Source organism: Ruegeria sp. F5 (assembly GCF_056533845.1).
The window spans coordinates 14,144-38,997 of record NZ_JBQFOU010000023.1; the positions used below are offsets into that span (position 1 = coordinate 14,144).

The 24,854-nt window shown below is 61.9% G+C and carries 20 protein-coding genes; 13 read left to right on the forward strand and 7 right to left on the reverse strand.

Features of this window, described 5'->3' with window-relative positions:
- Window positions 1–8: 8 nt before the first annotated feature.
- From comD to ACR0K1_RS22480, 3 genes are read left to right on the forward strand one after another with little or no spacing between them, the layout of a single operon-like run.
- A complete protein-coding gene (gene comD / locus ACR0K1_RS22470) occupies window positions 9–515 on the forward strand; it encodes a sulfopyruvate decarboxylase subunit alpha (protein WP_480616443.1) in 507 nt (168 codons plus the stop codon).
- Window positions 512–1,066 (forward strand): sulfopyruvate decarboxylase subunit beta, encoded by a 555-nt coding sequence (gene comE, locus ACR0K1_RS22475; protein WP_480616442.1) that lies wholly within the window; start codon window positions 512–514, stop codon window positions 1,064–1,066. The genes comD and comE overlap by 4 nt, the downstream gene beginning before the upstream one ends.
- Window positions 1,066–2,160, forward strand: a complete 1,095-nt coding sequence (locus ACR0K1_RS22480; RefSeq protein WP_480616441.1) for an alpha-hydroxy acid oxidase — start codon at window positions 1,066–1,068, stop codon at window positions 2,158–2,160. Before comE ends, ACR0K1_RS22480 begins: the two co-directional genes overlap by 1 nt.
- Before the next feature lie 17 nt (window positions 2,161–2,177).
- Here ACR0K1_RS22480 and ACR0K1_RS22485 read toward each other — a convergent pair whose 3' ends face one another.
- Window positions 2,178–2,993, reverse strand: coding sequence for an IclR family transcriptional regulator (locus ACR0K1_RS22485; protein ID WP_480616440.1), 816 nt, complete (start codon window positions 2,991–2,993; stop codon window positions 2,178–2,180).
- A gap of 208 nt (window positions 2,994–3,201) precedes the next feature.
- Here ACR0K1_RS22485 and bhcA point away from each other — a divergent pair, with 208 nt between their 5' ends.
- The 4 genes from bhcA to bhcD are packed head-to-tail and all read left to right on the forward strand — an operon-like array spanning window position 3,202 to window position 7,558.
- On the forward strand, window positions 3,202–4,392 hold the full coding sequence (gene bhcA, locus ACR0K1_RS22490; RefSeq protein ID WP_480851925.1) for an L-aspartate--glyoxylate aminotransferase BhcA: 1,191 nt from the start codon (window positions 3,202–3,204) through the stop codon (window positions 4,390–4,392).
- A gap of 11 nt (window positions 4,393–4,403) precedes the next feature.
- Complete coding sequence (gene bhcB, locus ACR0K1_RS22495; protein ID WP_480616439.1) at window positions 4,404–5,378, forward strand: beta-hydroxyaspartate dehydratase BhcB; 975 nt, start codon at window positions 4,404–4,406, stop codon at window positions 5,376–5,378.
- 10 nt (window positions 5,379–5,388) lie between these two features.
- On the forward strand, window positions 5,389–6,552 hold the full coding sequence (bhcC, locus tag ACR0K1_RS22500; RefSeq protein WP_480616437.1) for a 3-hydroxy-D-aspartate aldolase BhcC: 1,164 nt from the start codon (window positions 5,389–5,391) through the stop codon (window positions 6,550–6,552).
- Between the two features lie 25 nt (window positions 6,553–6,577).
- Entirely contained in the window at window positions 6,578–7,558 is a 981-nt protein-coding gene (bhcD, locus tag ACR0K1_RS22505; protein ID WP_480851926.1) for an iminosuccinate reductase BhcD, read from the forward strand.
- Window positions 7,559–7,603: 45 nt separating this feature from the next.
- On the opposite strand, the gene ACR0K1_RS22510 is transcribed toward bhcD, so the two are convergent.
- Window positions 7,604–8,377 carry a FadR/GntR family transcriptional regulator gene (locus tag ACR0K1_RS22510; RefSeq protein ID WP_480616434.1) on the reverse strand — a complete coding sequence of 258 codons (774 nt, stop codon included), beginning with the start codon at window positions 8,375–8,377 and terminating at the stop codon, window positions 7,604–7,606.
- Between the two features lie 325 nt (window positions 8,378–8,702).
- On the opposite strand from ACR0K1_RS22510, the gene ACR0K1_RS22515 reads away from it, so the two are divergent.
- The 4 genes from ACR0K1_RS22515 to dld all read left to right on the forward strand — a co-directional run bounded on the left by ACR0K1_RS22515 (window position 8,703) and on the right by dld (window position 14,836).
- Entirely contained in the window at window positions 8,703–9,752 is a 1,050-nt protein-coding gene (locus ACR0K1_RS22515; protein WP_480616432.1) for a TRAP transporter substrate-binding protein, read from the forward strand.
- 111 nt (window positions 9,753–9,863) lie between these two features.
- A complete protein-coding gene (locus tag ACR0K1_RS22520; protein ID WP_480616430.1) occupies window positions 9,864–11,933 on the forward strand; it encodes a TRAP transporter large permease subunit in 2,070 nt (689 codons plus the stop codon).
- 11 nt (window positions 11,934–11,944) lie between these two features.
- Window positions 11,945–13,096, forward strand: coding sequence for an alpha-hydroxy acid oxidase (locus ACR0K1_RS22525; RefSeq protein ID WP_480851927.1), 1,152 nt, complete (start codon window positions 11,945–11,947; stop codon window positions 13,094–13,096).
- A gap of 18 nt (window positions 13,097–13,114) precedes the next feature.
- Entirely contained in the window at window positions 13,115–14,836 is a 1,722-nt protein-coding gene (gene dld, locus ACR0K1_RS22530) for a D-lactate dehydrogenase (RefSeq protein WP_480616426.1), read from the forward strand.
- A gap of 13 nt (window positions 14,837–14,849) precedes the next feature.
- Here the strand turns inward: dld and ACR0K1_RS22535 are convergent, their stop codons facing one another.
- Window positions 14,850–16,556 (reverse strand): SulP family inorganic anion transporter, encoded by a 1,707-nt coding sequence (locus ACR0K1_RS22535; RefSeq protein ID WP_480851928.1) that lies wholly within the window; start codon window positions 16,554–16,556, stop codon window positions 14,850–14,852.
- A gap of 319 nt (window positions 16,557–16,875) precedes the next feature.
- Complete coding sequence (gene gph, locus ACR0K1_RS22540; protein ID WP_480851929.1) at window positions 16,876–17,541, reverse strand: phosphoglycolate phosphatase; 666 nt, start codon at window positions 17,539–17,541, stop codon at window positions 16,876–16,878.
- Window positions 17,542–17,760: 219 nt separating this feature from the next.
- On the opposite strand from gph, the gene hemP reads away from it, so the two are divergent.
- Window positions 17,761–17,928: a hemin uptake protein HemP gene (gene hemP / locus ACR0K1_RS22545; protein ID WP_480616420.1), complete on the forward strand. Its 168-nt coding sequence runs from the start codon at window positions 17,761–17,763 to the stop codon at window positions 17,926–17,928.
- A complete protein-coding gene (locus ACR0K1_RS22550; RefSeq protein ID WP_480851930.1) occupies window positions 17,925–18,401 on the forward strand; it encodes a hypothetical protein in 477 nt (158 codons plus the stop codon). The genes hemP and ACR0K1_RS22550 overlap by 4 nt, the downstream gene beginning before the upstream one ends.
- A 42-nt stretch (window positions 18,402–18,443) precedes the next feature.
- Here ACR0K1_RS22550 and ACR0K1_RS22555 read toward each other — a convergent pair whose 3' ends face one another.
- The 3 genes from ACR0K1_RS22555 to ACR0K1_RS22565 form a co-directional block, all read right to left on the reverse strand.
- Window positions 18,444–21,506: an aminotransferase class III-fold pyridoxal phosphate-dependent enzyme gene (locus tag ACR0K1_RS22555; protein ID WP_480851931.1), complete on the reverse strand. Its 3,063-nt coding sequence runs from the start codon at window positions 21,504–21,506 to the stop codon at window positions 18,444–18,446.
- Between the two features lie 238 nt (window positions 21,507–21,744).
- On the reverse strand, window positions 21,745–22,134 hold the full coding sequence (gene cueR, locus ACR0K1_RS22560; RefSeq protein WP_480851932.1) for a Cu(I)-responsive transcriptional regulator: 390 nt from the start codon (window positions 22,132–22,134) through the stop codon (window positions 21,745–21,747).
- Window positions 22,131–24,602 (reverse strand): heavy metal translocating P-type ATPase, encoded by a 2,472-nt coding sequence (locus ACR0K1_RS22565; protein WP_480851933.1) that lies wholly within the window; start codon window positions 24,600–24,602, stop codon window positions 22,131–22,133. The genes cueR and ACR0K1_RS22565 overlap by 4 nt, the downstream gene beginning before the upstream one ends.
- Window positions 24,603–24,854: the final 252 nt, after the last annotated feature.

The window sequence follows — 24,854 nt, forward strand, 5'->3', positions numbered from 1 at the left end:
TGCTTGAAATGAATATCGACAAAAAGATCACCGACGATCTGGTGGCGAACGATATCTCGTTCGTGACCACCGTTCCCTGTAAGCAACTGGCCGGTGTGATCGAGGAAATCGACGCCCGCGACGGGATTTACCACATCCCCTCGAACAAGGAAGACGAAGGGATGGGCCTGTGCGCGGGGGCCTGGATGGGCGGCAAGCGCCCGGCGATCATCATGCAGAACACTGCCATCGGGGTGACGATCAACACGCTGGCCACGCTGATCCAGTATTACCGGATGCCGCTGCCCATGCTGATCTCATACCGGGGCGAACTGCGCGAACCCATCGCCTGTCAGGTCGAGATGGCGGTGCATACCAAGGCCCTGCTGGCGCAGCTGAATATCCCGACCTACCACTTCCACCATCAAGCGGATGTCGAGGAACTGGACGCGATCCTGAAATACACCTTCATGTGCAACAAGCCGGTCGCCATCCTGACCGACGCCAACTTCTGGGGAGGCTATGGCGACCAATGATCCGTTCTGAAATCCTGAAAGAAATCGCGCCGATCCTGCGGGATCAGCTTGTGGTCTGCAACATCGGCATCCCCAGCCAGGAGTTGCACGCCATCGACGATCAGCCCACCAATTTCTACATGCTGGGCACGATGGGGCTTGCCTCGTCCATCGGTCTGGGTCTGGCGCTGGCGCAACCGAAACCGGTGATCGTGATCGACGGCGATGGTTCGATCCTGACCAATCTCGGGACACTGCCGACCATCGCCAACAATGTGGCCGACAATTACATCCTGCTGATTGTGGACAATGGCTCTTACGGCTCGACCGGGGATCAGCCCACATATGCCGGGCAGAAGACGTCGCTTGCCAAAATGGCCGAGGCCGCCGGATGCGAGCGCGTGATCGAGTGTCAGGCCGAAGACACTGGCCGCGTGCTGCAAGAGGCGCTGGACGCAAAGCAGATGACCATCGTCGTCAGCAAATGTGAAAGCGGCAATGCCAAGATGCCTCCGATCACGATGGACCCGGTGGTGATCCGCGACCGGTTCATGAAGGCCGTCGAGGCCTGATGCCATCAAGCGACATTCACAGCGCCGAAGACGCCCGCCGCCTTGCGCGGCGGCGTTTGCCGTGGATGGTGTTCGACTACATCGACGGGTCCGCAGGGGCAGAAACCGGCGCAGCCCGCAATCGCGCGGCGCTGGATGCGATGACCTTGCGCCCGCGTATCCTGCGCGATGTCAGCCAAAGGTCGCTGCGCAGCGCGGTCTTTGGCAAATCCGCCCAACGTCCATTCGGCATCGCCCCGATGGGCATGTGCAACCTGTCGGGTCCGGGGGCGGATCTGATGCTGGCACGGTTGGCCGCGCGCTTTTCGGTGCCGCTGGGCGTCTCTACCGTCGCCTCGACCCCGATGGAGCAGTTGATCGAAACCGCCGAGGGGAACGCGTGGTTCCAGCTATATTTCAGCGGTGACGGGTCCGGCACGTTCAAACTGGTCGAACGCGCAAAGACGGCTGGCTACGAAACCCTTGTTCTGACGGTGGACGTGCCCGAGGTCGGGCGACGACCGCGCGAACTGCGCCATGGGTTTCGAATGCCCTTCAGGATCGGCCCGCGCCAGTTTGTCGACTTTGCGCTGCATCCCCGCTGGTCGCTGACGACTCTGTTCAAAGGCAGACCGCAGATGGCCAATTTCCTGATGCAGGGGTATGAGTTCGACCGCACCGAAAGCCGCGCCAAAGCAGATTGGGACACGCTATCCCGCCTGCGGGATCAGTGGCAGGGCAAGCTGGTGGTCAAGGGTGTTCTGGACCCGGAAGACGCGGTTGCGCTGAAACAAGCCGGGGTGGATGCGATCCAGGTCTCCAGCCACGGCGCGCGGCAATTGGACAGCGCCCCCGCGCCGTTCCTGATGCTTCCCCAGATCCGTGAGGCGGTTGGGCAGGGTTTTCCCCTGTTCTATGACAGCGGCCTGCGGTCGGGTGAGGATGCGCTAAAGGCGCTGTTGAACGGTGCCGATTTCGTGTTCTTTGGCCGCATTCTGCAGTTCGCAATCGCTGCCGAAGGCGAAAGCGGGCTGGACCAGCTCTGGTCCGTTCTGAGCGATGAAATGAGCATCGCGATGGCGCAGATCGGCCTGACTTCGGTTGACCAAACCTAGCCGCCTGCCGCCTCGGGTCATTTCGGATTGCCACCAACCGCTGCGGTGATATCGCGGGCCGCTGCAGCGACCAACGCACCGAACCGCGCTACGGATGCATCGCGAAACCGCGCGGTAGGGCCGGATACCGAGACACCCGCGAAGGGTTCGCCTTGTTCATTGTAAATCGCGGCCCCGATGCAGGACATGCCGGAATGTCGTTCCTCTTCATCAAAGGACCAGCCTCGTTCGCGAATGCGGTCGAGATCGGCCAACAAGGCCCCAGCATCTGCGAGGGTGCGCGGCGTGAAACTTTCGAACCGGGTCCCGGACAGGATTTTGTCCAGCGCCGCGCGCGGCATGGCGGCCAGCAACGCTTTGCCGGTGCCTGAAGCGTACATCGGCGTGCGCGACCCAGCTGGAAAAAACGCGCGGATCGGGTTGCCGGTTTCGATCTGGCTGACAAAAACCACATCACCGCCATCCGGCATCGCCATATTCGCGGTCTCGCCTGTCTCCTGCATCAGCTTGCGCATGATGGGGCGGCCGGTTTCAACCACATTGTTGCGTTTTAGAAAGGAGGCACCGGTCCGGTAAGCCTCGATCCCGACCATCCATTCCTGCCGGGTTTCATCGAAGCTCACGAACCCCCGGTTGGACAATGTGGTCAGTATCCTGTGCGTCGTCGCGGTGGGCACACCGGTTTCACGGCTCAGATCGCTGAGTGTGCAACGTTCAAGCTGCGCCACCGCGCTGAGCGTTCCCAGCGCGCGGTCCAGCGATTGCATCGTTCCGGCCGAACTTTCCTTGAACTGAGATTTCGGACGCCCCCGCGCGCGTTGCTGTGTTTTCACCACTGATTCCTTCTGTTTTCGCCATTGCTTACAGGTGTTGTCGCATATTTTTTCATTAATGGAAAATGTGGCCCCAAAAATGAAAAAATAGCTGATCCTTCTATTTCAAGGCTTTGGGGTAATTTTTCACATGCTAAAAAACATTTTCGAGAAAATTGCAAAATCCCGCGCCCGGTTGGATGCTTTTACCAAAGCGGAGGAAGATGCGATGTCCAACCAGAACCCGGTGTTCATACCCGGCCCGACCAACATCCCGGATCGTGTGCGTTTGGCCATGCAGGTGCAGACGCAGGACCACCGGGCGCCCGATTTCGTCGAAACCTTTGCGCCGGTGCTGGAGGATACCAAAACGGTCTTTGGCACGACCTCGGGCCAGATCGTTACCTTCCCGGCCAGTGGAACCGGCGGGTGGGAGGCGTCGATCACCAACACGCTCAGCCCCGGCGACACTGTACTGGTCGCACGCTACGGCATGTTCAGCCACCGCTGGATCGATCTGTGCCAGCGTCACGGGCTGGACGTGCGGATCATCGAATGCACCTGGGGCAGCGGTGCGCCGGCAGACAAGTTCGCCGAGATTCTCGCCGACGATACCGGCCATCAGATCAAGGCGGTGCTGGTCACCCATAACGAGACGGCCACCGGCGTCCGGTCGGATATCGGCGCGGTGCGCAAGGCGATGGATGCCAGCGACCACCCGGCAATGCTGTTTGTGGATTGCGTCAGCTCACTGGCCTCGATGCCGTTCGAGTTTGATGCATGGGGCGTCGATATCGCCGTCTCGGGCTCGCAGAAAGGGTTCATGCTGGCGGCGGGGATGGCCATTCTTTGCGTCAGCCCCAAGGCAATCGACGCGATGGGGCAGGCAAAGCTGCCGCGCACCTATTTCGATTTCCGCGACATGATGGCGGCGAATGCGTCGGGCGGGTTTCCATATACGCCGCCGCTGCAACTGATCTATGGCATGGGCGAAAGCCTGAAGATGCTGTTCGAAGAAGGCCTCGACAACGTCTATGCCCGCCATTTCCGTCTGGCCGAGGGCGTGCGCAAAGCCACCGCCGCCTGGGGGCTGGACCTGGTCGCGCAGTCGCCGGACCTGTATTCCGACACGGTCAGCGCGATCTATGTGCCCGAGGGGTTCGACAGCAATGCCCTGACGGACCATGCCTTCAACGCTTATGGTGTCAGCTTCGGCATCGGTCTGGGCGAGATGAACGGCAAGGCTTTCCGCATCGGCCATCTGGGCAGCCTGACCGATGTGATGGTTCTGTCTGGCCTCGCGACGATCGAGATGGCGATGGCCGATCTGAACTATCCCATCGCGCTGGGCAGTGGCGTTGCAGCGGCGCAGGAGTTCTTTCGCTCGGGCAGCGCGAACCCGTTGAAATCCGCAGCCTGAGGAATATTCAGATGCTTGACGACATGACAACAGCCGATTGCCTGACCCTTGGTGATATGCGCGAGGCGCATGACCGGATCAGGCCGCATATCAATCGCACTCCGGTGCTGCGGTCGGCCTTTCTGGACGACATGACCGGCGCGCAGCTGTTCTTCAAATGCGAGAACCTGCAGGAAGCCGGTGCTTTCAAAGTGCGCGGGGCCTGCAACGCGGTCTTTGGCCTGAATGACGAGGCTGCCGCGCGCGGCGTCTGCACGCATTCCTCGGGCAACCACGCGCTCAGCCTGTCGTATGCGGCGGGGCGGCGGGATATTCCGTGCAATGTGGTGATGCCGCGCACGGCGCCGCAGGCCAAGAAGGACGCGGTGCGCCGCTACGGTGGGATCATCACCGAATGCGAGCCTTCGACCACCTCACGCGAGGCGGTGTTCGCCGAGGTGCAGGCCCGCACTGGCGGTGAGTTCGTGCATCCCTACAATGACCCGCGCGTGATTGCCGGGCAGGCGACCTGTTCGGCGGAACTGCTGGAACAGACCGATGGGCTGGATGCGGTGGTCGCGCCGATTGGCGGCGGCGGCATGATCTCGGGCACCTGCCTGACGCTTTCCAACCTTGCGCCCGAGGTGAAAATCTATGCGGCCGAGCCTGAACAGGCCGATGATGCGTATCGCAGTTTCAAAGCCGGGCACATCATTGCCGATGACGCGCCCGAAACCATCGCCGATGGGCTGAAGGTGCCGCTGAAGGACAACACCTGGCATTTCGTCTCGAATTTCCTGAGCGATATTCACACGGCCAGCGAGCAAGAGATCATCGACGCCATGAAAATCACCTGGAAACACCTGCGCATCGTGATGGAGCCGAGCAGCGCCGTGCCGCTGGCCACCATTCTGAAGAACCCGGACGTGTTCCGGGGGCAGCGCGTCGGCGTGATCATCACTGGCGGCAATGTGGACCTGGACAAACTGCCCTGGATCAGGGGCTGAGGAGGAAGTCATGAACAAGCCCGTAAACATCGACCAGCTTGAGGTCGGCTTCGACATCCCCGCCGCCGTCGGCATGGATGAGGCCGAGATTCAAACCCCCGCTCTGGTGCTGGACCTGGACGCGCTCGAGCGCAACATCAAGAAGATGGGCGACTATGCCAAGGCCCACGGGATGCGCCACAGGGTGCATGGCAAGATGCACAAATCCGTGGACATCGCGCAGTTGCAGATCGATCTGGGCGGGGCCTGCGGGATCTGTTGCCAGAAAGTGTCCGAGGCCGAGGTGTTTGCCCGTGGCGGGATCAAGGATGTTTTGGTCTCCAATCAGGTGCGTGACCTGGCCAAGATCGACCGGCTCGCTCGCATGCCCAAGCTGGGCGCGCGGACGATCTGTTGCGTCGACGATATCGGCAACGTGGCGGACCTGTCCGATGCCGCGCAGCGTCACGGTACGGAAATCGAGTGTCTGGTGGAAATCGACTGCGGCGCGGGCCGGTGCGGCGTGACGACCACGCCTGATGTGATCGCCATTGCCAAAGCCGTCGACGCCGCGCCGGGGCTGAAATTTGCGGGCATTCAGGCCTATCAAGGTGCAATGCAGCACATGGATCTCTACGAAGATCGCAAAGCCAAGATCGACGTTGCCGTTGCCATGGTGAAAGACGCCGTGGAGGGTCTGAAGGCCGAAGGTCTGGACTGTGACATTGTCGGCGGCGGCGGAACCGGTTCCTATTACTTCGAAAGTACATCGGGCGTTTATAATGAGCTGCAGTGCGGGTCATATGCGTTCATGGATGCTGACTACGGCCGCATTCTGGACAAGGACGGCAACCGCATCGACCGGGGCGAGTGGGAGAATGCGTTCTTCATCCTCACCAGCGTCATGAGCCACGCCAAGGCGGACAAGGCCATCGTGGATGCGGGCCTCAAGGCGCAGTCGGTGGATAGTGGCCTGCCGGTGATCTTCGGGCGAACGGATGTGGAATACGCCAAATGCTCGGATGAGCATGGCGTTGTTGCCGATCCGGACGGGGTTCTGAACATCAACGACAAGCTGCGTCTGGTGCCGGGGCACTGCGACCCGACGGCCAATGTGCATGACTGGTACGTGGGCGTGCGGGACGGCAAGGTCGAAACCCTGTGGCCGGTATCGGCGCGCGGCAAGGCGTTTTGAGACGAGGGCGAGGAGCATGAAGGATATGTCTGGAAAAGGCCTGCTGATCGTCGGAGAAGACCTGTGCCAGCAATTGGTCGGGCGCGATGAAGCATTCGCAGCGGTCGAGGCCGTATTCGCCGCGATGGCGCGGGGTGATGCCTATAACTTCCCGGTCGTTCGCGAGGCCATCGGATATGCCGATGCGCTGTACGGCTTCAAGTCTGGCTTCGACCGGGCCGGGCAGGTGCTGGGTGTGAAATCCGGCGGCTACTGGCCCGGGAATATGGAAAAGGGGCTGACCAATCACCAGTCCACCGTGTTCCTGTTCGACCCGGACACCGGCCAATTGGCCGCACTGGTTGGCGGCAACTATCTGACGGCCGTGCGGACGGCCGCATCGTCGGCGGTCTCGATTGCGCATCTGGCGCGGGAAGATGCCAAAACCCTTGGGATGGTGGGCGCGGGCCACCAATCGGCCTTCCAACTGCGCGCGGCTGCCGAGCAGCGCGATTTCGAAAAGGTGGTCGCCTGGAACCCGCATCCCGATATGCTGCCGCGTCTTCAGGCAGTGGCAGAGGAGATCGGTCTGGAATTCGAAGCCGTGTCGCAACAGGAACTGGGCGCGCAGGCGGATGTGATTATCACCATCACCTCGGCCTTCGAACCTTTGCTGATGCGGGACTGGATCAAACCCGGCACCCATCTGGCCTGCATGGGCACGGATACCAAGGGCAAGCAAGAGGTTGACGCCGCGTTGGTCGCGGCTGCCACGGTGTTCACCGATGAGGTTGCTCAATCCACTATCATTGGCGAGGCGCAGCACGCGATTGCAGACGGGTCGTTGACGGCAGAGCGGGTCACCCCAATCGGCGCGGTGATCAATGGCGATCATCCGGGACGGGCCGGCGCTGACGAAATCACTCTGTTCGACGGAACCGGTGTCGGCTTGCAGGATCTTGCCGTCGCCTCGGTCGCCGCATGTCTGGCTGAACAAAAGGGGCTGGCGCAGCGCGCAAGCCTGTAGTGCTGTCGAAGCCCAAACCGGGCCACAGCGCGGGGTTTCAGCAGATCACCGGGACAGCATGCGGCGCTTTTCGGCCATTGCTTCCCGGCGGTTCTGCTCGATCCCTTGCTTGAAGGATTCCTCGACAAAGTCGATATGATCGGTCGCCGCCTTTTCGGCGCGCGCCTCGTCGCCGTCGATGACCGCGCGACCCAGTTCCAGATGCTGCTGCAACAGTTTCTCGCCGGTGCCGTCTATGCTGCGCAGAAAGTCGCGGTTGTAGAACACGCCCCTGCGGGTCAGGTCGTAGATCGACGCCATCATGTGGATCAGCGTGGCATTCTGGCTGGCATCCACAATCGCCGAATGCAGCGCAAAGTCGGCCTCTTGCGAGGCTTGCGCGTCGTTTTCCTGCCAGGCGCGCTCGTTCTCGTCCAGAATCTCGGCAATCCGTTCCTTGTCGGCTTTTGTCGCGCGGCGCGCGGCAAGACGGGCGGCGAACCCTTCCTGCTCGCGACGATATTCCAGATAGTCGAAAAAGGCCGGCTCGTGCCGTTGGTACAGGGCCAGCAGGGCCGGCATCATGGCTTGTCCGGTCAGGGCGGCGACAAACGTGCCTTCACCATGCTGCGTGGTGACAAGCCCGCGCTCTTCTAACACGGCCAAGGCTTCGCGCAGCTTAGGGCGCGACACGCGCAGCATCTCGGCCAGATCACGCTCGGACGGCAGCTTGCGGCCCTGTTTCAGAATGCCCGAGGCGATCAGATCTTCAATTTGCGATATAACGGCATCAGCCAGCGATTCGTGTCCGACCGGTTCGAAAATCGCCGTTCTGCTCATGTTGTTCCGCCTCTGTCTGATCCGGGGCATTGCGCCAGTGGTAAACTAATATAACCATATCTGCAAAAAATTCAAGCGACTGAATTAATGGATTGCAATGGACGCAATAACCTGATTATAAACACTTATTGGTGCGGAACTGCATAGCGCAGCACCGTACCTTCATCAGGTGTTACGTCTCTTAAAGCTGTCCCAACAAATCCCAGTGGTAAATAAAATTATTGACTGAATGATAATGGTAAAGTTAGTTTACCACCGGAGGGGCGCTGGAAGAGCCTGCGCCGCTGATCGGGAAAACACCCCGACCAACCCTGGAGGAGATTTCATGAAGAAGACCCTGACGAGCCTCGCCGTGGCCGCCAGCCTGCTCGCCGCACCTGCGGTTGCCGCTGACAAGCTGTTGCTGAAAACCCCGATTGCATTCTCGACCGAACTGCCGGGCCTGGGCTCGCCGATTCCGCGCGTTGCCGAACAGCTTGACCTGATGTCGGGCGGCACGCTGAAAATGAAAGTGTATGAGCCGGGCAAACTGGTTCCGCCGTTCGAAATTCTGGACGCGGTATCCACCGGCAAGATCAACTCGGGCTACACCACCGCCGGGTATTGGGCGGGTAAAATCCCTGCCGCTCCGCTGTTCTCGGCGGTTCCCTTCGGCCCCGAGGCGGGCGAATACATGGCGTGGCTGTATTACGGCAACGGCCTGAAACTGTATCAGGAAATGTACGATCAGGCAGGCTATAACGTGCACGTTCTGCCCTGCGCGATCATCGCGCCCGAAACCTCGGGCTGGTTCGCGACCGAGATCAACTCGCCCCAGGACCTGGAAGGCCTGAAGATGCGGTTCTTCGGTCTGGGTGGCAAGGTGATGCAGAAGCTGGGCGTTGCGACCTCGTTGCTGCCGGGTGGTGAGATCTTCCCGGCGCTGGAAAAAGGTGCCATCGACGCGACCGAGTTCTCGATGCCTGCCATCGACCAGCGTCTGGGCTTCCACAAGCTGGTGAAGTTCAACTATTTCCCCGGCTGGCACCAGCAGGCGACCGTGTTTGAACTGATGATCAACAAGGATGTCTGGAACGAGACCAGCGACCAGCACAAGGCGATCATCGAAAACGCCTGCAAGGCTTCGATGGCGGACAGCTTTGCCGAAGGTGAAGCCATCCAGCACGCGGCCCTGATCGACAACGTCGAAAACAACGGTGTCACCATCAAGCAGTGGTCGCCCGAGATGCTGGACACGTTCCGCGCCACCTGGGAAGAAGTTGCCGCCGAAGAGGCCGCCAATGACGCCTTCTTTGCTCAGGTTCTGGCCGACATGAACGAGTTCCGCGAAGGCTATGACCTGTGGAAGACAAACGCCTTCCTCCCGCGTCAGTAACCGTGTGAACTGACGGAACCGGAGCGGCGGTAACCGCTGCTCCGGTCATTTCTTTCTGAACCCGGACTTTCTAACCTTTCACTGCCCGCGCGCCGGGCTGCTGAGCGAGGAATGACCATGGCCCCCCAAAAGAACATCAACGATCCGGTCGAAGCCTATGAAGGCCTCCTGGAACATCCCGAAACCGACCGCCAGAAAATCGCCGTGGCGATCGACACTGGGGTCAAGGCCGTGGGCCACGTGGTCATGTGGGCCAATGTCCTGCTGATCGCCGCGATCTTCACGCAGGTTTCGCTGCGCTATCTGCTCAGCCAGAACTATCCCAAACTGGACGAGATCCAGTGGCATTTCTACGGCATCGTCACGATGATCGGCATATCCTACGCGCTGATCACCGACAGCCACGTGCGGGTGGACGTGCTGCACATGCAGCTTTCCCGCCGCGCCCAGCGGGTGATCGAGGTGATCGGCATCCTGACCCTGCTGACCCCGTTCATCTACCTGATGATCGATCAGGGCTATGACTATTTCTACGAGAGCTTCCGCGTCAACGAACGGTCCGACAGCCCGACCGGTCTGCCTGCGCGCTGGGCGTTCAAGGCGGTTATTCCGGTCAGCTTCGTGCTGCTGGCGCTGGCGGCGCTGGCGCGGCTGATCCACGATGGGCACGCGCTGCTCTACGGGCCGGCCTCGGAACGCGAGGGCGCGCCGCTGCGCCGTATCCTGCTGGTGCTTGCCGTGTTTGCCGCCGTCTGTGTGGCCCTGACTTTCCTGGTCGAAACGACCGAGGAAAAGCTGGTCATCGCAATGTTCCTGACCTTCATCGCGCTCTTGTTCACCGGCTACCCGGTGGCCTGGGTGCTGGCCGGTGTCGGCGTCGCCTATTGCGGTCTGGCCTATCTCTTCGACAACGACCTTATGCTGTGGACAGGGCTGGAAAGCACCTTTACCGGGCTGGATTACCTGACGCTTGGCGCGGTGGTGAACCGGGTCTATGCGACCATGTCAAACGCGGTTCTGGTGGCCCTGCCGATGTTCATCTTCATGGGCCTGATGCTGGACGAGAGCGGCGTGGCCGAGCGTCTGATGTCGTCGATGCAGCGCCTGTTCGGCACCGTGCGGGGTGGTCTGGCGATCACGGTGACGCTGATCGGGATCATCCTTGCGGCCTCGACCGGGATCATCGGTGCATCCGTTGTGCTGCTGGGCGTGCTGTCGCTGCCCTCGATGATGCAGCAGAAATATCAGCCGACGCTGGCGGCGGGTGTGGTTTCGGCCTCGGGCACGCTGGGCATTCTGATCCCGCCGTCGATCATGCTTGTGATCATGGCCGACCAGATGGCCCTGTCGGTCGGAGACCTGTTCATGGCTGCGGTCTTCCCCGGTGTCATCATCGGTGGCCTCTACCTGACCTATATCTTCATCCTTGCGCTGGTGAAGCGTGATGCGGCCCCGGTGCCCGAAGGTGCCAAGGCCCCCGACTGGGACGCCGTCAAGGACGTGCTGATCGCCGTCATCCCGACGCTGCTGCTGATCTTCGCCGTGCTTGGCTCGATCTTTGCGGGTCTGACCACGCCGACCGAGGCCTCGGGCATCGGCGCGCTGGGGGCCACGCTGCTGGCGCTGGGTTATCGCAAGCTGACCTTCGCAAAACTGTGGAACGTGCTGGTGTCGACCTTCAACACCACCGCCTATATCTTCGCGATTTTCCTGGGCGCGACCGTGTTCTCTTATGTGCTGCGCGAACTGGGCGGGGATGAGCTGATCGAACATGTGGTGCAATCCACCGGGTTCGGGGCCAACGGCACGGTTCTGTTCATCCTGTTCATCGTCTTCCTGCTGGGCTTCGTTCTGGACTGGATCGAGATCACGCTGATCGTGCTGCCTCTGATGCGCCCCATCGTGAACGGCCTTGGCATCGACATTCCGGGCTTCGGCGTTCTGGATGAGCCTGCGCTGGTCTGGTTCGTGATCCTGGTGGCAGTAACGCTGCAAACCAGCTTCCTGACGCCACCGGTTGGCTTCGCGCTGTTCTACCTGAAAGGCGTCTGCCCACCCGAGATCAAGCTGATGCACATCTACAAGGGCATCATCCCGTTTGTGCTGCTGCAGCTGACCGGTCTGGCGCTGGTCTTCCTGTGGCCGACCCTTGCCACCTGGCTGCCCTCGGTCGCCTATTAAGGAGCAGCGTCATGCGTCTGAACCAATGTCATAACTTCCACGACTTCCGGCGGTTGGCCCAAAAGCGGCTGCCGGGCCCCATCTTCAATTATATCGATGGTGGCGCGGATGATGAGGTGACATATCGGGAAAACACCAGCGCATTCGAGCGCTGCGACCTGTTGCCCTCGGTTCTGCGCGGGGTGTCGGATGTGGACATGTCCGTCACCGTGATGCGGCAGAAGCTGGATATGCCGGTCTACTGCTCGCCCACCGCCTTGCAGCGCCTGTTCCACCATCAGGGGGAACGCGCCGTGGCGGCGGCGGCTGAGAAATATGGCACCATGTTCGGTGTCTCTTCGCTGGGTACCGTATCGCTGGAGGAGCTGCGCCAGAAACACAAGAACCCGCAGGTCTATCAGTTCTACTTCCACAAGGATCGCGGGCTGAACACGGCCATGATGCAGCGCGCCAAGGAGGCCGGTGTCGAGGTGATGATGCTGACCGTCGACAGCATCACCGGCGGCAATCGTGAACGCGACCTGCGCACCGGGTTCTCGATCCCGTTCCGGCTGACGCTGGGCGGCATGATCCAGTTCGCGATCAAGCCCATGTGGGGCATCAATTATGTCACGCATGAGAAATTCCGCCTGCCGCAGCTGGAAGAGCATGTGGATATGAGCGGCGGTGCCAGCTCGATCGGCGGCTATTTCACCGACATGCTCGACCCGTCGATGAATTGGAACGATGTGGCGGAAATGGTGCGCGACTGGGACGGCCAGTTCTGCCTCAAGGGCATCATGACTGTCGAGGATGCCAAACGCGCGGCTGAAATCGGCTGCACCGGTATCATCCTGTCGAACCATGGCGGGCGCCAGTTGGACGGCTCGCGCACGCCCTTTGACCAATTGTCCGAAATCGTGGATGCGGTCGGTGACAAACTCGATGTGATGATGGACAGCGGCATTCAGCGCGGCACCCATGTGCTGAAAGCGCTGTCGTTGGGGGCCAAGGCGGTCGGCGTCGGACGGCATTACCTGTACCCGCTGGCGGCTGCCGGACAGGCCGGCGTCGAACGCGCGCTGGGTCTGTTGCGCGCCGAAATCGAGCGCGACATGAAGCTGATGGGCGTCACCAGCATTGACCAACTGAGCCGCGAGAACATCCGCTTTCGCGCCGCATAGACCGTAATGGAGGCCGCCATGACCAATGATGAACTGATCACATATTTCCGTTCAATCGTTGGTTCGCGCCATGTCCTGACCGGCGAACGGGCGACCGAACGATTCCGCCGCGGTTTCCGCTCGGGTGAGGGCGAAGCGCTGTGTGTCCTTCGCCCCGGCACCTTGCTGGAACAGTGGAAAGTGCTTCAGGCCTGCGTGGCCGCCGACAAGATCGTGATCATGCAAGCCGCCAATACCGGGTTGACCGAAGGCTCGACCCCGTCGGGCAGCTATGACCGCGATGTGGTTCTGATCAATACCCGCCGGATGGACACGCTGGTGCCGCTGAACAGCGGTGAGCAGATCGTCAGCTTTCCCGGCGCCACCCTGTTTGCGCTGGAAAAACTGCTGGCCCCGCTGGGGCGCGAGCCGCATTCGGTGATCGGGTCTTCGTGCATAGGAGCCTCGATCATCGGGGGTGTCTGCAACAATTCCGGCGGCTCTCTGGTCGAGCGTGGGCCGGTCTATACCGAACTCTCGGTCTACGCGCAGATCACCGAGGCCGGTGAGCTGGAACTGGTCAACCATCTGGGGATCGATCTGGGGGACACGCCCGAGGACATTCTTGCCAGTCTGGATGCGGGCACGTTCGACCGCAATCCCGGAGCCACAAACAAACGCGCCTCGGCCAGCGATTACGCTCAGATCGTGCGGGACGTGGATGCCCAAACGCCGGCGCGGTTCAATGCGGACAAGGCGAAGCTGTTCGAATCCGCAGGCTCTGCCGGAAAGCTGGCGGTCTTTGCGGTGCGGTTGGATACCTTCCCCAAGAATGAGGCCGAGAAGGTTTTCTATATCGGCACCAACGACCCGGGCGATCTGGCCGCGCTGCGGCGGCATATCCTGTCCGAATTCACCTCTCTGCCCGTTTCAGCCGAATACATGCAACGCGAGGTGTTCGACATCACCGCGCGCTACGGCAAGGACACGGTTGTCATGATCGACAAGCTGGGCACTGACCGGCTGCCGATGTTCTTTGCCCTGAAAGGCGCGGTGGATGCACGGCTGCGCCGTATCCCGTTTCTGCGCAATTTCACCGACCGCTTCATGCAGATGGCGGTGTCGCTATGGCCCCGGGTTTTGCCCAAGCGGATGACGGATTTCCGGGACCGTTACGAACACCACCTGATCCTGAAAATGAAAGACGGCGGGATTGATGAGGCCGCCAGTTGGCTTCCCGGTTTCCTCGCCGACCGCGACGCCGATTTCTTTGACTGCACCGCGCGCGAGGCCAAGATTGCCGGGCTGCACCGTTTCGCAGCAGCCGGTGCCGCAGTACGCTACATGGCGATCCACGCCAGCGAGGTCGAAGACATCATCGCCCTCGACGTCGCGCTGCGCCGGAACGATCACGACTGGCTGGAAAAGCTGCCGCCCGAGATCGACGACCAACTGGTTCACAAGCTCTATTACGGTCACTTCATGTGCCACGTGATGCATCAGGATTACGTGGTCAAAAAGGGCGCGGACCCCAAGGCGCTGAAGGCCGCGATGCTGGCCCTGTTCGACGAACGCGGCGCGGAATACCCGGCCGAGCACAATGTCGGCCATCTGTACAAGGCCAAGCCCGATCTGGCGGCGCACTACAAATGCTGCGACCCAACCAATTCCTTCAATCCCGGCATCGGCAAAATGTCGAAAGCCCGCAATTACGGTGACGGGGCCGAAGGCGGCGATCAGACCCGGACGCCAGCCGCCTGAGCTTCTGCCCGTGTCAGGCGCCGTCTGTGTGGCGGTCCCGAAAGGCTTTCACCAATTCCTGGCCGGTGTCGAAAAAGGCGTCCTCTCCGACCCATTTGACCAGCCCGTATCGCGTCAGTTCGGCCCGCACATCCGGTTCAACCATGGCAAAGACCAGCCGGATACCCCGTGCCGTAAGCTCTTTGTGAATGCTGCGCAGGGTATATCCCGCAGTAAAATCGACCGTGTCGATGGCCGAGGCATCGATGCAGAACCAGTCAATCTCTGGGCCCGCGCCCCTGACAATCCCGGTCACGTCGTCCGAGAAGCGCTGCATGTTCGCGTAGTACATCCCGTGGGAAAACCGATAGATCACAAGGCCCGGTTCGAACTGGTTGGGGGGTGACAGCGCCTTGGAGTGCCAGCCGCCATCTTCGGTCTGAACGATCACCGAATTCTTTGGCCGATACCCCCGGCGCGTGTGATCGACCAGCGACAGCACCATCGCAAAGATGATCCCCTGTTCCACGCCGACCACAACGACAACGGCGGCTGTCGCAACCGCAATCCAGAACTCGGATCGCGCCTGTCGGTAAATGGCGGCCAGCCCGCGCAGGTCGATCAGCTTCACCCCGATCAGGAACACGATGGCCGACAGCGCGGCTGTGGGCATAAAGGCCAGAGGGCCGGTCAGAAACAGGATGACCACCAGAACAATCACCACGGTTGTCAGCTGCGCGATCTGGCTGCGCCCGCCGGCGCTTGCGACCATCTCGGTCTTTGTGGGGCTGCCGTTCACCACGAATGTTCCTGTGAAAGCGGCCCCCAGATTGGCAAGGCCCAGCCCGACCAGATCGGTATTCTCGCTGAACCGTTCGTCATACCGGGCCGCATAGGCGCGCGAGGTCGCGGCGCTTTGGGCCAGAATGACGACAAAGATCGAAAGTGCGGTGGGCAGCAGTTGTTTTAACAGCGTCCAGCTCCACTGCACATCCGGCAGCGAGAGCGAGGGCAAACCGCTGGGCACCGCGCCCAGCAGCGCGACGCCGAGCCGGTCCAGCTGGAACCCCCAACTGCACAGGATCACAGCGACCACGGCGATCAGCGGCCCCGGTATTTTACGCGACAGGCGCGTGAAGCCCACAACCGTTGCCAAAACGGCCATCGCGACCGCAAGGGTCGGTCCGTTGATCTGGTCGAGGTTCTGAAACACGCCCTGCAGCTTGGTCAGGGTGCCATGGCCTGCGACCTCAAAGCCCAGCATGCCGGGAATTTCGCCGACGGCCACCTGAATGCCCACGCCGGTCAGAAACCCCACCAGCACGGTTCTGGACAGGAAGTCCGCCAGAAACCCCAGCCCGATCAGCCGGGCGGCGATCAGAAGTACCGCAGCCATCAGCGCCAGAAGAGAGGCCAGCGCCAGATAGTCCGACGACCCGGACACGGCCATCCCGGCCAGTGCCGATGCGGTGATCGCGGCGGTGGCGGAATCCGCGCCGACGACCAGATGCCGTGACGATCCGAACAGCGCAAACAGCGCCATCGGGATCAGGATCGTGTAAAGCCCGGTGATCACCGGCGTTCCGGCGATTTTGGTGTAGCCCATGACCTCGGGGATCGCGAGGCAGGCAAACGTGATTCCAGCCAGGATTTCGGTGGGAAGATGCGCCCGGTCGATGGGCAGAATGCCCTGCAGAACAGGGGAGGAAACCGGCTTTGCGCCTGTGCGATTCGTTCCCATTTCCGTCCTTGTCCCTTCGGTGCGCGGTCTTTTTTGGTCCGATCGTATCTTTTTTATCGTTTGGGCGTTGTTCGGGCCACCATCGTAAGTGCAGAAAAATGCTTGCTAATTTTTGGATCAAATTGATCATTTATGCATGAGCTTATAGCGGATTTTGTCTTTCTACGGGAAACCCCCAATTTCGCCGCCCAAGGGGAATCGGTAGAAAGAGTACAACCACCCGGCCTTCGATGGCCGAACACTTTCCCCCATGAGGGGCTGGTCCATACCCCCTCGGCCGGCCCCTCACTAATTTTTGGGGACAGCGATGGATCGGACCTCAGGCAGGTTGTCCTGCGATGCGGGTGACAAGCGCGGGCAAATCCCCGGCGCTGCGATAGCTGAAATCATGCGGAATGTCGGTCACGGGTGATTTCCGATACCCTTCGGTGAACAGCAGAAACGGAATCTGCGCGCGCGCCGCCGTTTCGGCGTCAACTTCGCTGTCACCGACAAACAGGCAGGGCCCTTGGGCGGACAGGGCGCGAAAGCTCTCTGCCAAATGGGTCGGATCGGGTTTTCGGACGGGCAGGGTATCTCCGCCAAGAACAGCCTTGAAGTGCCGGTCCAGACCGAGTGCCTCCAGCACGTGGCGGGCCGGGACTTCGGGTTTGTTGGTGCAGACGCCAAGAACGCAGCCCATGTCCTGCAATTGGGTCAGGGCTTCGGAAATGCCGGGATAGGGCCGGGTCGTGTCGCAGGCGGCGGCATTGTAGTGATCCAGCGTCGTCCGGGTCAGGTCCGCGTGGCGTTCCATGGGCAATTGGCAATGATGCATGACCCTTTCGACAAGCTTGGGCAGGCCGTTCCCCACGAATCCCCGGATCACCTCGGACGGCAACGGGCCGTGCCCGACATCGGCCAGCATCCGGTTCGCCGCCCCGGCCAGATCACCGATGCTGTCCACCAGAGTTCCGTCCAGATCAAACACAATCGCCGCGGTCATATTTCCTACCTTCCTGCCTTGTTTCCCAAGACCTAACGCGGGTTTCCCTGTGGCGCAATTGCGCCAATACCGCGGGTCCGGAAAGCTGGGCTTGACATACCTTACCAAAATAATCAGATTAAGGGCAGAAGTCATCAGCCAACCCAGCTTCGGGTCAGCCAGACCGATAGAAAAGCGAACAGATCAGGCCATTTGCCTGAAAACCTCTGGAGTTGTCCGATGAACGCGCAGACCCCGACCGCCACCCAATCCTACGCCGTCTCCATGTTGCCCGCTCACAAGGCCGAAGACCTGACCAAGGGTGGCAATCTGGCCCATATCGAACTGGGCGATCAGCTTTACACGCTGCGCATCACCCGCGCCGGCAAGCTGATCCTGACGAAATGAGCGCGCCGTCTTCGCGGGGCGGTGCAGCGGTGGGCCGCCTGTCCGATCTCGACCCTATCGAAGCGGGCGCGGTGATGTATCTGCGGCTTTGGGCGGATGGACCGGGCGGGCGTGCCGATGCCGCCAGTGATTTCGATATCGCGCTGGGCAAGGATCACGGGCGCACCGCGCTGCTGGCGCTGGACCGCCTGTGCTCGCTTTGCGCCCATCACGGGCGTCGTCCGCTGATACGGCATGGTTTGGGATGCTCGTGTCTGGGCGCGGATGAGAACTGCTTTGCCCAGATGATCGCGGCGGCCTCGGAAGGCGCGCGCGAGGATGCGATGATGATGGCCTCGCTCATCGTACGCCCGGATTTTGCCCCCGCGCTGGCGTCGCTGTCCGAAGAACTGGGCCTGGCCCTGCGCATAATGACGGCAGCCATCCCTTTGCCAACAACCGGTCACATGACCCCCGCGACCGTATTTCACTGATTGGCAAAGCAGGACCCCGGCCCGCGCAGCCGGGGTCATTTGCTAGCAACAGCCGCAGCCGTGGTGGTGGTGATCGTGGTCGCAGGCCGGTTCCGGGGCGTAATCGCCAATTTCGGCCAGAACCTCGCGCAGCGCCCACAGGATCATATCCACGTCTTCGGCCTCAATGGTCAGGGGCGGGCGGATTTTCAGGATGTTGTCCCTGGGCCCTTCGCTGCCGATCAGAATGCGGTGATCGCGCATCCGGTTCTTGACGTATTTGCAGATTTCGGTGCCTTCCGAGCCGTCGGGATTGACCAGTTCGACCCCGACAAACAGCCCCATGCCGCGCACATCGCCGACACAGCCGAAATCGGCCTCGATCCCGCGCAGCCCACCCATCAGTCGCGCGCCCATCACGCGGGCGTTGTGCTGCAGCCCTTCGTCATCGACGATGTCCAGAACCTCTTTCCCGATGCGGCAGGACAGGGTCGAGCCGCCGAAGGTCGAGAAGAACTCGATCCCGTTGTCAAAGCTCTGCGCTATCTCCTTGGTCGTCACCAACACACCCAGCGGATGCCCGTTGCCGATGGGCTTGCCCATGACCACGATATCCGGCAGCGCGCCCTGATGTTCGAAACCGAAATAGCAGTCGCCCAGTCGCCCCAGCCCGGTCTGCACCTCGTCCGCGATACAAACGCCGCCTGCGGCGCGGATTTTTTCGTAGACCGCAGGCAGATAGCCCTCGGGCGGGATGATCTGACCGCCGACCGAGGGGAAGGTCTCGGCGATAAACCCCGCAACCCCGTGGCCTTTGCCCTGTAGCGCTGCAATCGCGGGGCCGACAAAATTCGCGAACTTTTTGGCTCGCTCGGGGTCGTCGCGCCGGAACGATCCGCGATAGTCATCCGCCACCTCGACCAGTTCGACCCAATCCGCCTGACCGACCCCGCCCGGCTTGTTGAACTTGTAGGCCGAGATCGCAACGGCGGCATTGGTATTGCCGTGATAGCCGTGATCCGGCGTCACGATACCCTTCGCCCCGGTATGCGCGCGGGCCAGCCGCAGGGCCAGTTCGTTGGCCTCGGTCCCTGAGTTGACGAAGAAGCACACTTGCAGGTGATCCGGTAGTTTTGACAGGATTTTATCCGCAAAGGCGGTCTGTGCCGGGTGCAGATAGCGGGTGTTCGAGTTCATCCGCTTCAACTGATCCGCCGCCACAGCCTGAATGCGCGGATGTGCGTGGCCCACATGGGGCACGTTGTTGTAGGCGTCCAGATAGGGGCGGCCCCATTCGTCGAACAGGTGATGTTTCCACCCCCGCACCAGCATCACCGGATCGTCATAGGTCAGGCTGAGATTGCCGCCGAAATGATCGCGCCGGCCTTGCAGGATCGCCCGCTTGTCGGTCGGCCGATAGGCCACCTTGTCGTCGGCCAGGTTCAGCAGCGCCGCCGGGTTGGGGCAGACCGCGTTCCACAGCTCCAACTCATCGGGGTCGGCCACGCCGGGCCAGTCGGCCTGCATCCCGTCCGTGGTCAGCGCCAGCTGGAAATGAACATGCGGGGCCCAGCCGCCGTTCTGCGTGGCATCCCCCAGCCGCGCAAAGGCCGCGCCCTGCGCCACCGGGTCGCCGGGTTTCAGGCGGTCACTGACTTCAGGGTCCAGATGGCCATAGAGGGTGTAGAACGGGTCGCCCCCGGGCGTTTCGTGGTGCAGGATCACCACGCCGCCATAATCCAGATGCGCATCCCGGTTTTCAACCGCCTCGACCCGGCCGCTCATCGGGGCATGCAGCACGGTTCCGGCAGGGGCAAAGACATCCACCGCCAGATGCACCGTGCGCCGATCCGAGGCTTTCCATGGCCCCTTGCGAAACCCCGGCTCGGCATAGATCAGGCGCGGTTCGTTGTAATACCCCAGCCAGAGGCCTTTGCCGAATTCCTCACCCACGCGTGCGGCTTCCTCCAGGGGCATGTGAAACGGGTTCTGCGGCCAGAGCGAGTTTTCCACTGACAGAGAGCCCATCTGTACATCGCTCAGATCCTGCCCGAACATCTGCGCGAAGTGGCCGCGATGATCCTGCAGATAGGCCTGTACCCGCTCGGCTCCCTTGGTCACCGGAAACCCGCAAGCCGCCCGCAACCGCGCCGACATCAGCCCGCCATTGACGGAAGCGTTTTCGAGAAACCGCCATGCGGGCACCTGCGAAATGGTGACGTACGGGTCGTCCGGATTGTCGACTGCCATCAGGGTCGAGTTCACCACCGACACCGCCAGCCGCATGCGCAGCAGGGGCCAGATCAGATCCACCTCTTCCGCCCGCAGGCGATTGGCCGCGTGATAACCACGGACCAAGGCCGCCAGCGCACGTTCGGGCTTGGGATTGTCCAGCACGATATAGGCCCCTGCAATGGCCAGATCACAGATGCGCGGGGCGGCGCACATGTCCCCCAGATCGATCAGCCCGGACACCGATTGCCGACCCAACTCGCCCTCGACCAGAATATTGTAGTCATTGGCATCGTTGTGAATGGCTTGCTTCGGCAACGCCTCCAACACATCTGAGATGCGGTCATAGCCCGCCACAATGCCCGCCAGCAGATCGCGCCGACCCGGGTCTGAAATCGCGTCCAACTGCTCGCCGATCCACCCGGCCTGCATCATGTCCCATTTGAACTCCGGCCGGTGAAGACCATCATGCGAAAACCCCTGCAGCGCCCGGTCGGTTGCGCCCAGAACGCGGCCCAGCTTCAGGATCAGTTCCTCACTTTTCGGCGCGGCCTTGGCGTAGCAGGTTCCCGGCAACCGTTCGAGCAGCCAGACCAACCGGGCTTCACCTGCCGCATCCGCAATCTCTGGCAACAGCGCACCGTCCAGATCGGGAATGACCTTGGGAAAGGGCAGGCCCGGAGCCTCGGACGCGATATGTTCCAGCGCCCGAATCTGTAGATCGACCAGCTCTGTCTCGCAGCCTGCACGCATGACCTTCAGAACATAGTCCTGCCCGTTGGTAGCCTGCGCCAGAAAGTTAAGGTCATATTCCCCGTCCAGCCGCGTCAGCTTGACGTCGAACCCCCAGTGCCCGCGCACGGCCCCGGCCCAGAATGCAGTCAAATCGCTCATATGTTTCCCTGTCCAGATGCCAAATGGATCCCCTTCATCTGGCCAAAAATATCCTCGGGGGGAATCGCGCCGTCAGGCGCGATGGGGGGCAGACAGCCCCCCTTTGCCGTCACCCTAACGCGATCCGGAACGATATGTTCCACCGTCCGCCAAAGCCAGCAATAGGGGAATGTACCATTCGGGGTTTCTCTCCGCTGTTCAGTGCAGAGAAAGCAAAGCTGGGCTTAAAGGGCAACCCCTATGCCTTACCGCCCAGATCCTGCAGGATGGGGCAATCCGGCCTGTCATCCCCTGCACAGGCGTCGATCAGATGGCCCAGCGTATCGCGCATGGCGTTGAGGTCGGCGATTTTGGCCTCGATCTGCGCCAGATGATCCTTTGCCACCTGTTTCACATCCGAACTGGCCCGGGTTTCATCCTCATAAAGCGCCAGCAGGGTGCGGCAGTCCTCGATGGTGAACCCAAGCGCGCGGGCGCGGCCCAGAAAGGTCAGCTTGTGCACGTCCTGCTCGCGAAACCAGCGATAGCCGTTGTCGTCGCGCAGGGGTTTGATCAGGTCGATATCCTCGTAGTAGCGGATCGTTTTGGCGGGCAGGCCGGTGCGGGTGGCGACATCTCCGATATTCATGCGGGGGCCTCCTCGGTTGCGGGCAGGGTGGTCTCGGCCGCGCTGGCGCGGACGCGGCGCAGGCGCAGGGCGTTGGTGACGACAAAGACGCTGGACAAGGCCATCGCACCGGCGGCCAGAGCGGGCGACAGCAGATGGCCGCCAAACGGATACAGAACCCCCGCCGCCACAGGGATCAGCAGTGTGTTGTAGCCAAAAGCCCAGCCGAGGTTCTGGCGGATGTTGCGCATGGTCCGGCGGCTGATTTCGACCGCATTTACCACGCCGCGCAGATCGCCCGACATCAGAACCACATCCGCCGTTTCGATGGCGACATCCGTGCCGGTGCCAATGGCAACGCCAATATCCGCCGCCGCCAGGGCAGGCGCGTCATTGATCCCGTCGCCGACAAAGGCCACCGTTCCGTATTGGGCGCGCAGGGCCTGAATAGCCTCCAGCTTGCCGTCCGGCAGCACCTCGGCAGTGACATGATCGATCCCCAGAGCGTCGGCCAAAGCGCGGGCGGTGCGGGCATTGTCGCCGGTGATCATCGCAAGCTTCACCCCCATCTGGTGCAACGCCGCCAAGGCCGCACGCGTGCCGGGCTTGACCGGGTCCGAGACGGCAAGACTCGCCGCCGCCTGGCCGTCTATGGCCATGAACAGAGGGGTCGCCCCTGCAGCGGCGCGGGCGTCTGCGTCAGCTTGCAGACCGGCGATATCGATCCCTTGCTGTTGCATCAGCTTGTGCGAGCCGATGAGGATGTCCTTGCCTTCGACCCGCCCTTGCAGGCCGAGGCCGGTCAGCGACTGAACCTGCGACACCACAGGCAGGTCCGGGGGACCGGCGCGGGTGATTGCGGTGGCGATGGGGTGTTCGGACCGCGCCTCAAGCGCGGCGGCCAGCCGCAGAACTTCGGCCCGGTCAAAACCGTTTGCCCGGGTCACATTGTCCAGTTCCGGGCGGCCCTGTGTCAGCGTGCCGGTCTTGTCCAGCGCGATGACCTGCGCTTGCTGCAATTGCTGCAGTGCGTCGCCCTTGCGGAACAGCACACCCAGCTCTGCCGCGCGGCCCGTGCCCACCATGATCGAGGTCGGAGTGGCCAGCCCCATGGCGCAGGGGCAGGCGATGATCAGGACCGAGACCCCGGCGACCAGCGCCAGCGGCAGGGCAGGGGCGGGCCCAAAGATCAGCCAGACAAGTACGGTCAGACCGGCCACCGCCATCACGGCCGGCACAAATCGGTAGGTGATCTTGTCGACCAGTCCCTGAATGGGCAGCTTCGCGCCCTGCGCCTGCTCGACCATCTGGATGACCTGCGCCAGCACGGTATCCGCGCCAACGCGGCTGGCTTGTACCCGCAAGGCCCCTGTGCCGTTCACGGTGCCACCGACGACCTGATCGCCTGTGGATTTGCCGACCGGCACGGGTTCACCCGTGATCATGCTTTCGTCGACGTAAGAGGTTCCGTCCAGAACCGCTCCGTCCACCGGCACCCGCTCACCCGGACGGATCTGCAGAATGTCGCCCACCGCGATTTCGGCGATTGCGCGGTCCACGGTTGCGCCATCCTGTTCGACGCGCGCCGTCTTGGGCTGCAGCCCGACCAGCTTGCGGATCGCAGCGCCGGTTTTGCCCTTGGCGCGCGCCTCCATCAGCCGTCCCAGAAGGATCAGAACGACGATGACGGCGGCGGCTTCGAAATACACATTCGCCGTGCCTGCGGGCAGCAGATCAGGGGCGAAGGTCGCCGTGACCGAATAGAAATAGGCCGCCCCGGTGCCCAAGGCGACCAGTGCATTCATATCGGGCGCAGCGCGCAGCAGCGCCGGAATGCCCTTGGCGTAAAACACCCGCCCCGGCCCGATCAGCAAGGCCGAGGTCAGCGCGAACTGGATCACCTGGCTGGTCTGCGCGCCGATGGTGGCATGCACCCAGTGATGAAACGCCGGGATCAGGTGCCCGCCCATTTCCAGAATGAAAACCGGCAGCGCCAGCGCCGCGGCCAATAGCGTCAAGCGGGTCAGGTGGCCGATTTCATCCGCCTTGGTATCGGGGTCTGCACCTGTCGCCCCAGCCGGCTGCGTGGGATAGCCGGACCGGGTCACAACCTGCGCCAGCGCTGCGGGATCGGTCGCACCGTCGATATACGTCACCGCTGCCGTTTTATTGGCAAGGTTCGCAGTGGCCTCGACCACGCCTGGGTTCGCTTTCAGCACCCGTTCGATTTTCGCGACGCATGAGGCGCAGTTCATGCCTTCGACCGCCAGAACGGCGTGTCGCGCGGCTGCCGGATGGCCTGCGGCCTTTAGCGCGTCGGTCAGCGCAGTTACAGGCCCGTCAAACGCGACCTGCGCGGTTTCGGTGGCAAAGTTGACCGCCGCGCTTTCCACGCCCGGAACGTCCCGCAATGCGGTTTCGACGCGGGCGACGCATGAGGCGCAGTGCATGCCTTCGATTCTAAGGTGATATGTCTGAGGGTCCGCCATCCGACTCGGTCCGGGCAATTTCGTTGCCCCTCAGATGGGGGTTCCAGTGACGGGAAGGTCAAGAGGGGTGCGTCAAAATTTCCGCACGGGCTCAGGTCGCCGGTTGCTGGCCAAGGCGTTCAGATGGGGTCGCCGATCAGTTGACCCTGCTGCGACCCGCCTTTGATGAATTTGGCGTAGGTTTGCGCCGACCCCATCCGTTCCTGATGCGCGCACTTTCGGGGTGAAGGTTACTTCAGCAAAAGCACGCGG

What these genes read in the sequence shown, in the direction of transcription:
- comD (WP_480616443.1), top strand. Translation starts at nt 9, where the DNA reads ATGAATATCGACAAAAAGATCACCGACGATCTGGTGGCGAACGATATC.
- comE (WP_480616442.1), top strand. Translation starts at nt 512, where the DNA reads ATGATCCGTTCTGAAATCCTGAAAGAAATCGCGCCGATCCTGCGGGAT.
- ACR0K1_RS22480 (WP_480616441.1), top strand. Translation starts at nt 1,066, where the DNA reads ATGCCATCAAGCGACATTCACAGCGCCGAAGACGCCCGCCGCCTTGCG.
- bhcA (WP_480851925.1), top strand. Translation starts at nt 3,202, where the DNA reads ATGTCCAACCAGAACCCGGTGTTCATACCCGGCCCGACCAACATCCCG.
- bhcB (WP_480616439.1), top strand. Translation starts at nt 4,404, where the DNA reads ATGCTTGACGACATGACAACAGCCGATTGCCTGACCCTTGGTGATATG.
- bhcC (WP_480616437.1), top strand. Translation starts at nt 5,389, where the DNA reads ATGAACAAGCCCGTAAACATCGACCAGCTTGAGGTCGGCTTCGACATC.
- bhcD (WP_480851926.1), top strand. Translation starts at nt 6,578, where the DNA reads ATGTCTGGAAAAGGCCTGCTGATCGTCGGAGAAGACCTGTGCCAGCAA.
- ACR0K1_RS22510 (WP_480616434.1), bottom strand. Translation starts at nt 8,377, where the DNA reads ATGAGCAGAACGGCGATTTTCGAACCGGTCGGACACGAATCGCTGGCT.
- ACR0K1_RS22515 (WP_480616432.1), top strand. Translation starts at nt 8,703, where the DNA reads ATGAAGAAGACCCTGACGAGCCTCGCCGTGGCCGCCAGCCTGCTCGCC.
- ACR0K1_RS22520 (WP_480616430.1), top strand. Translation starts at nt 9,864, where the DNA reads ATGACCATGGCCCCCCAAAAGAACATCAACGATCCGGTCGAAGCCTAT.
- ACR0K1_RS22525 (WP_480851927.1), top strand. Translation starts at nt 11,945, where the DNA reads ATGCGTCTGAACCAATGTCATAACTTCCACGACTTCCGGCGGTTGGCC.
- dld (WP_480616426.1), top strand. Translation starts at nt 13,115, where the DNA reads ATGACCAATGATGAACTGATCACATATTTCCGTTCAATCGTTGGTTCG.
- ACR0K1_RS22535 (WP_480851928.1), bottom strand. Translation starts at nt 16,556, where the DNA reads ATGGGAACGAATCGCACAGGCGCAAAGCCGGTTTCCTCCCCTGTTCTG.
- gph (WP_480851929.1), bottom strand. Translation starts at nt 17,541, where the DNA reads ATGACCGCGGCGATTGTGTTTGATCTGGACGGAACTCTGGTGGACAGC.
- hemP (WP_480616420.1), top strand. Translation starts at nt 17,761, where the DNA reads ATGAACGCGCAGACCCCGACCGCCACCCAATCCTACGCCGTCTCCATG.
- ACR0K1_RS22550 (WP_480851930.1), top strand. Translation starts at nt 17,925, where the DNA reads ATGAGCGCGCCGTCTTCGCGGGGCGGTGCAGCGGTGGGCCGCCTGTCC.
- ACR0K1_RS22555 (WP_480851931.1), bottom strand. Translation starts at nt 21,506, where the DNA reads ATGAGCGATTTGACTGCATTCTGGGCCGGGGCCGTGCGCGGGCACTGG.
- cueR (WP_480851932.1), bottom strand. Translation starts at nt 22,134, where the DNA reads ATGAATATCGGAGATGTCGCCACCCGCACCGGCCTGCCCGCCAAAACG.
- ACR0K1_RS22565 (WP_480851933.1), bottom strand. Translation starts at nt 24,602, where the DNA reads ATGGCGGACCCTCAGACATATCACCTTAGAATCGAAGGCATGCACTGC.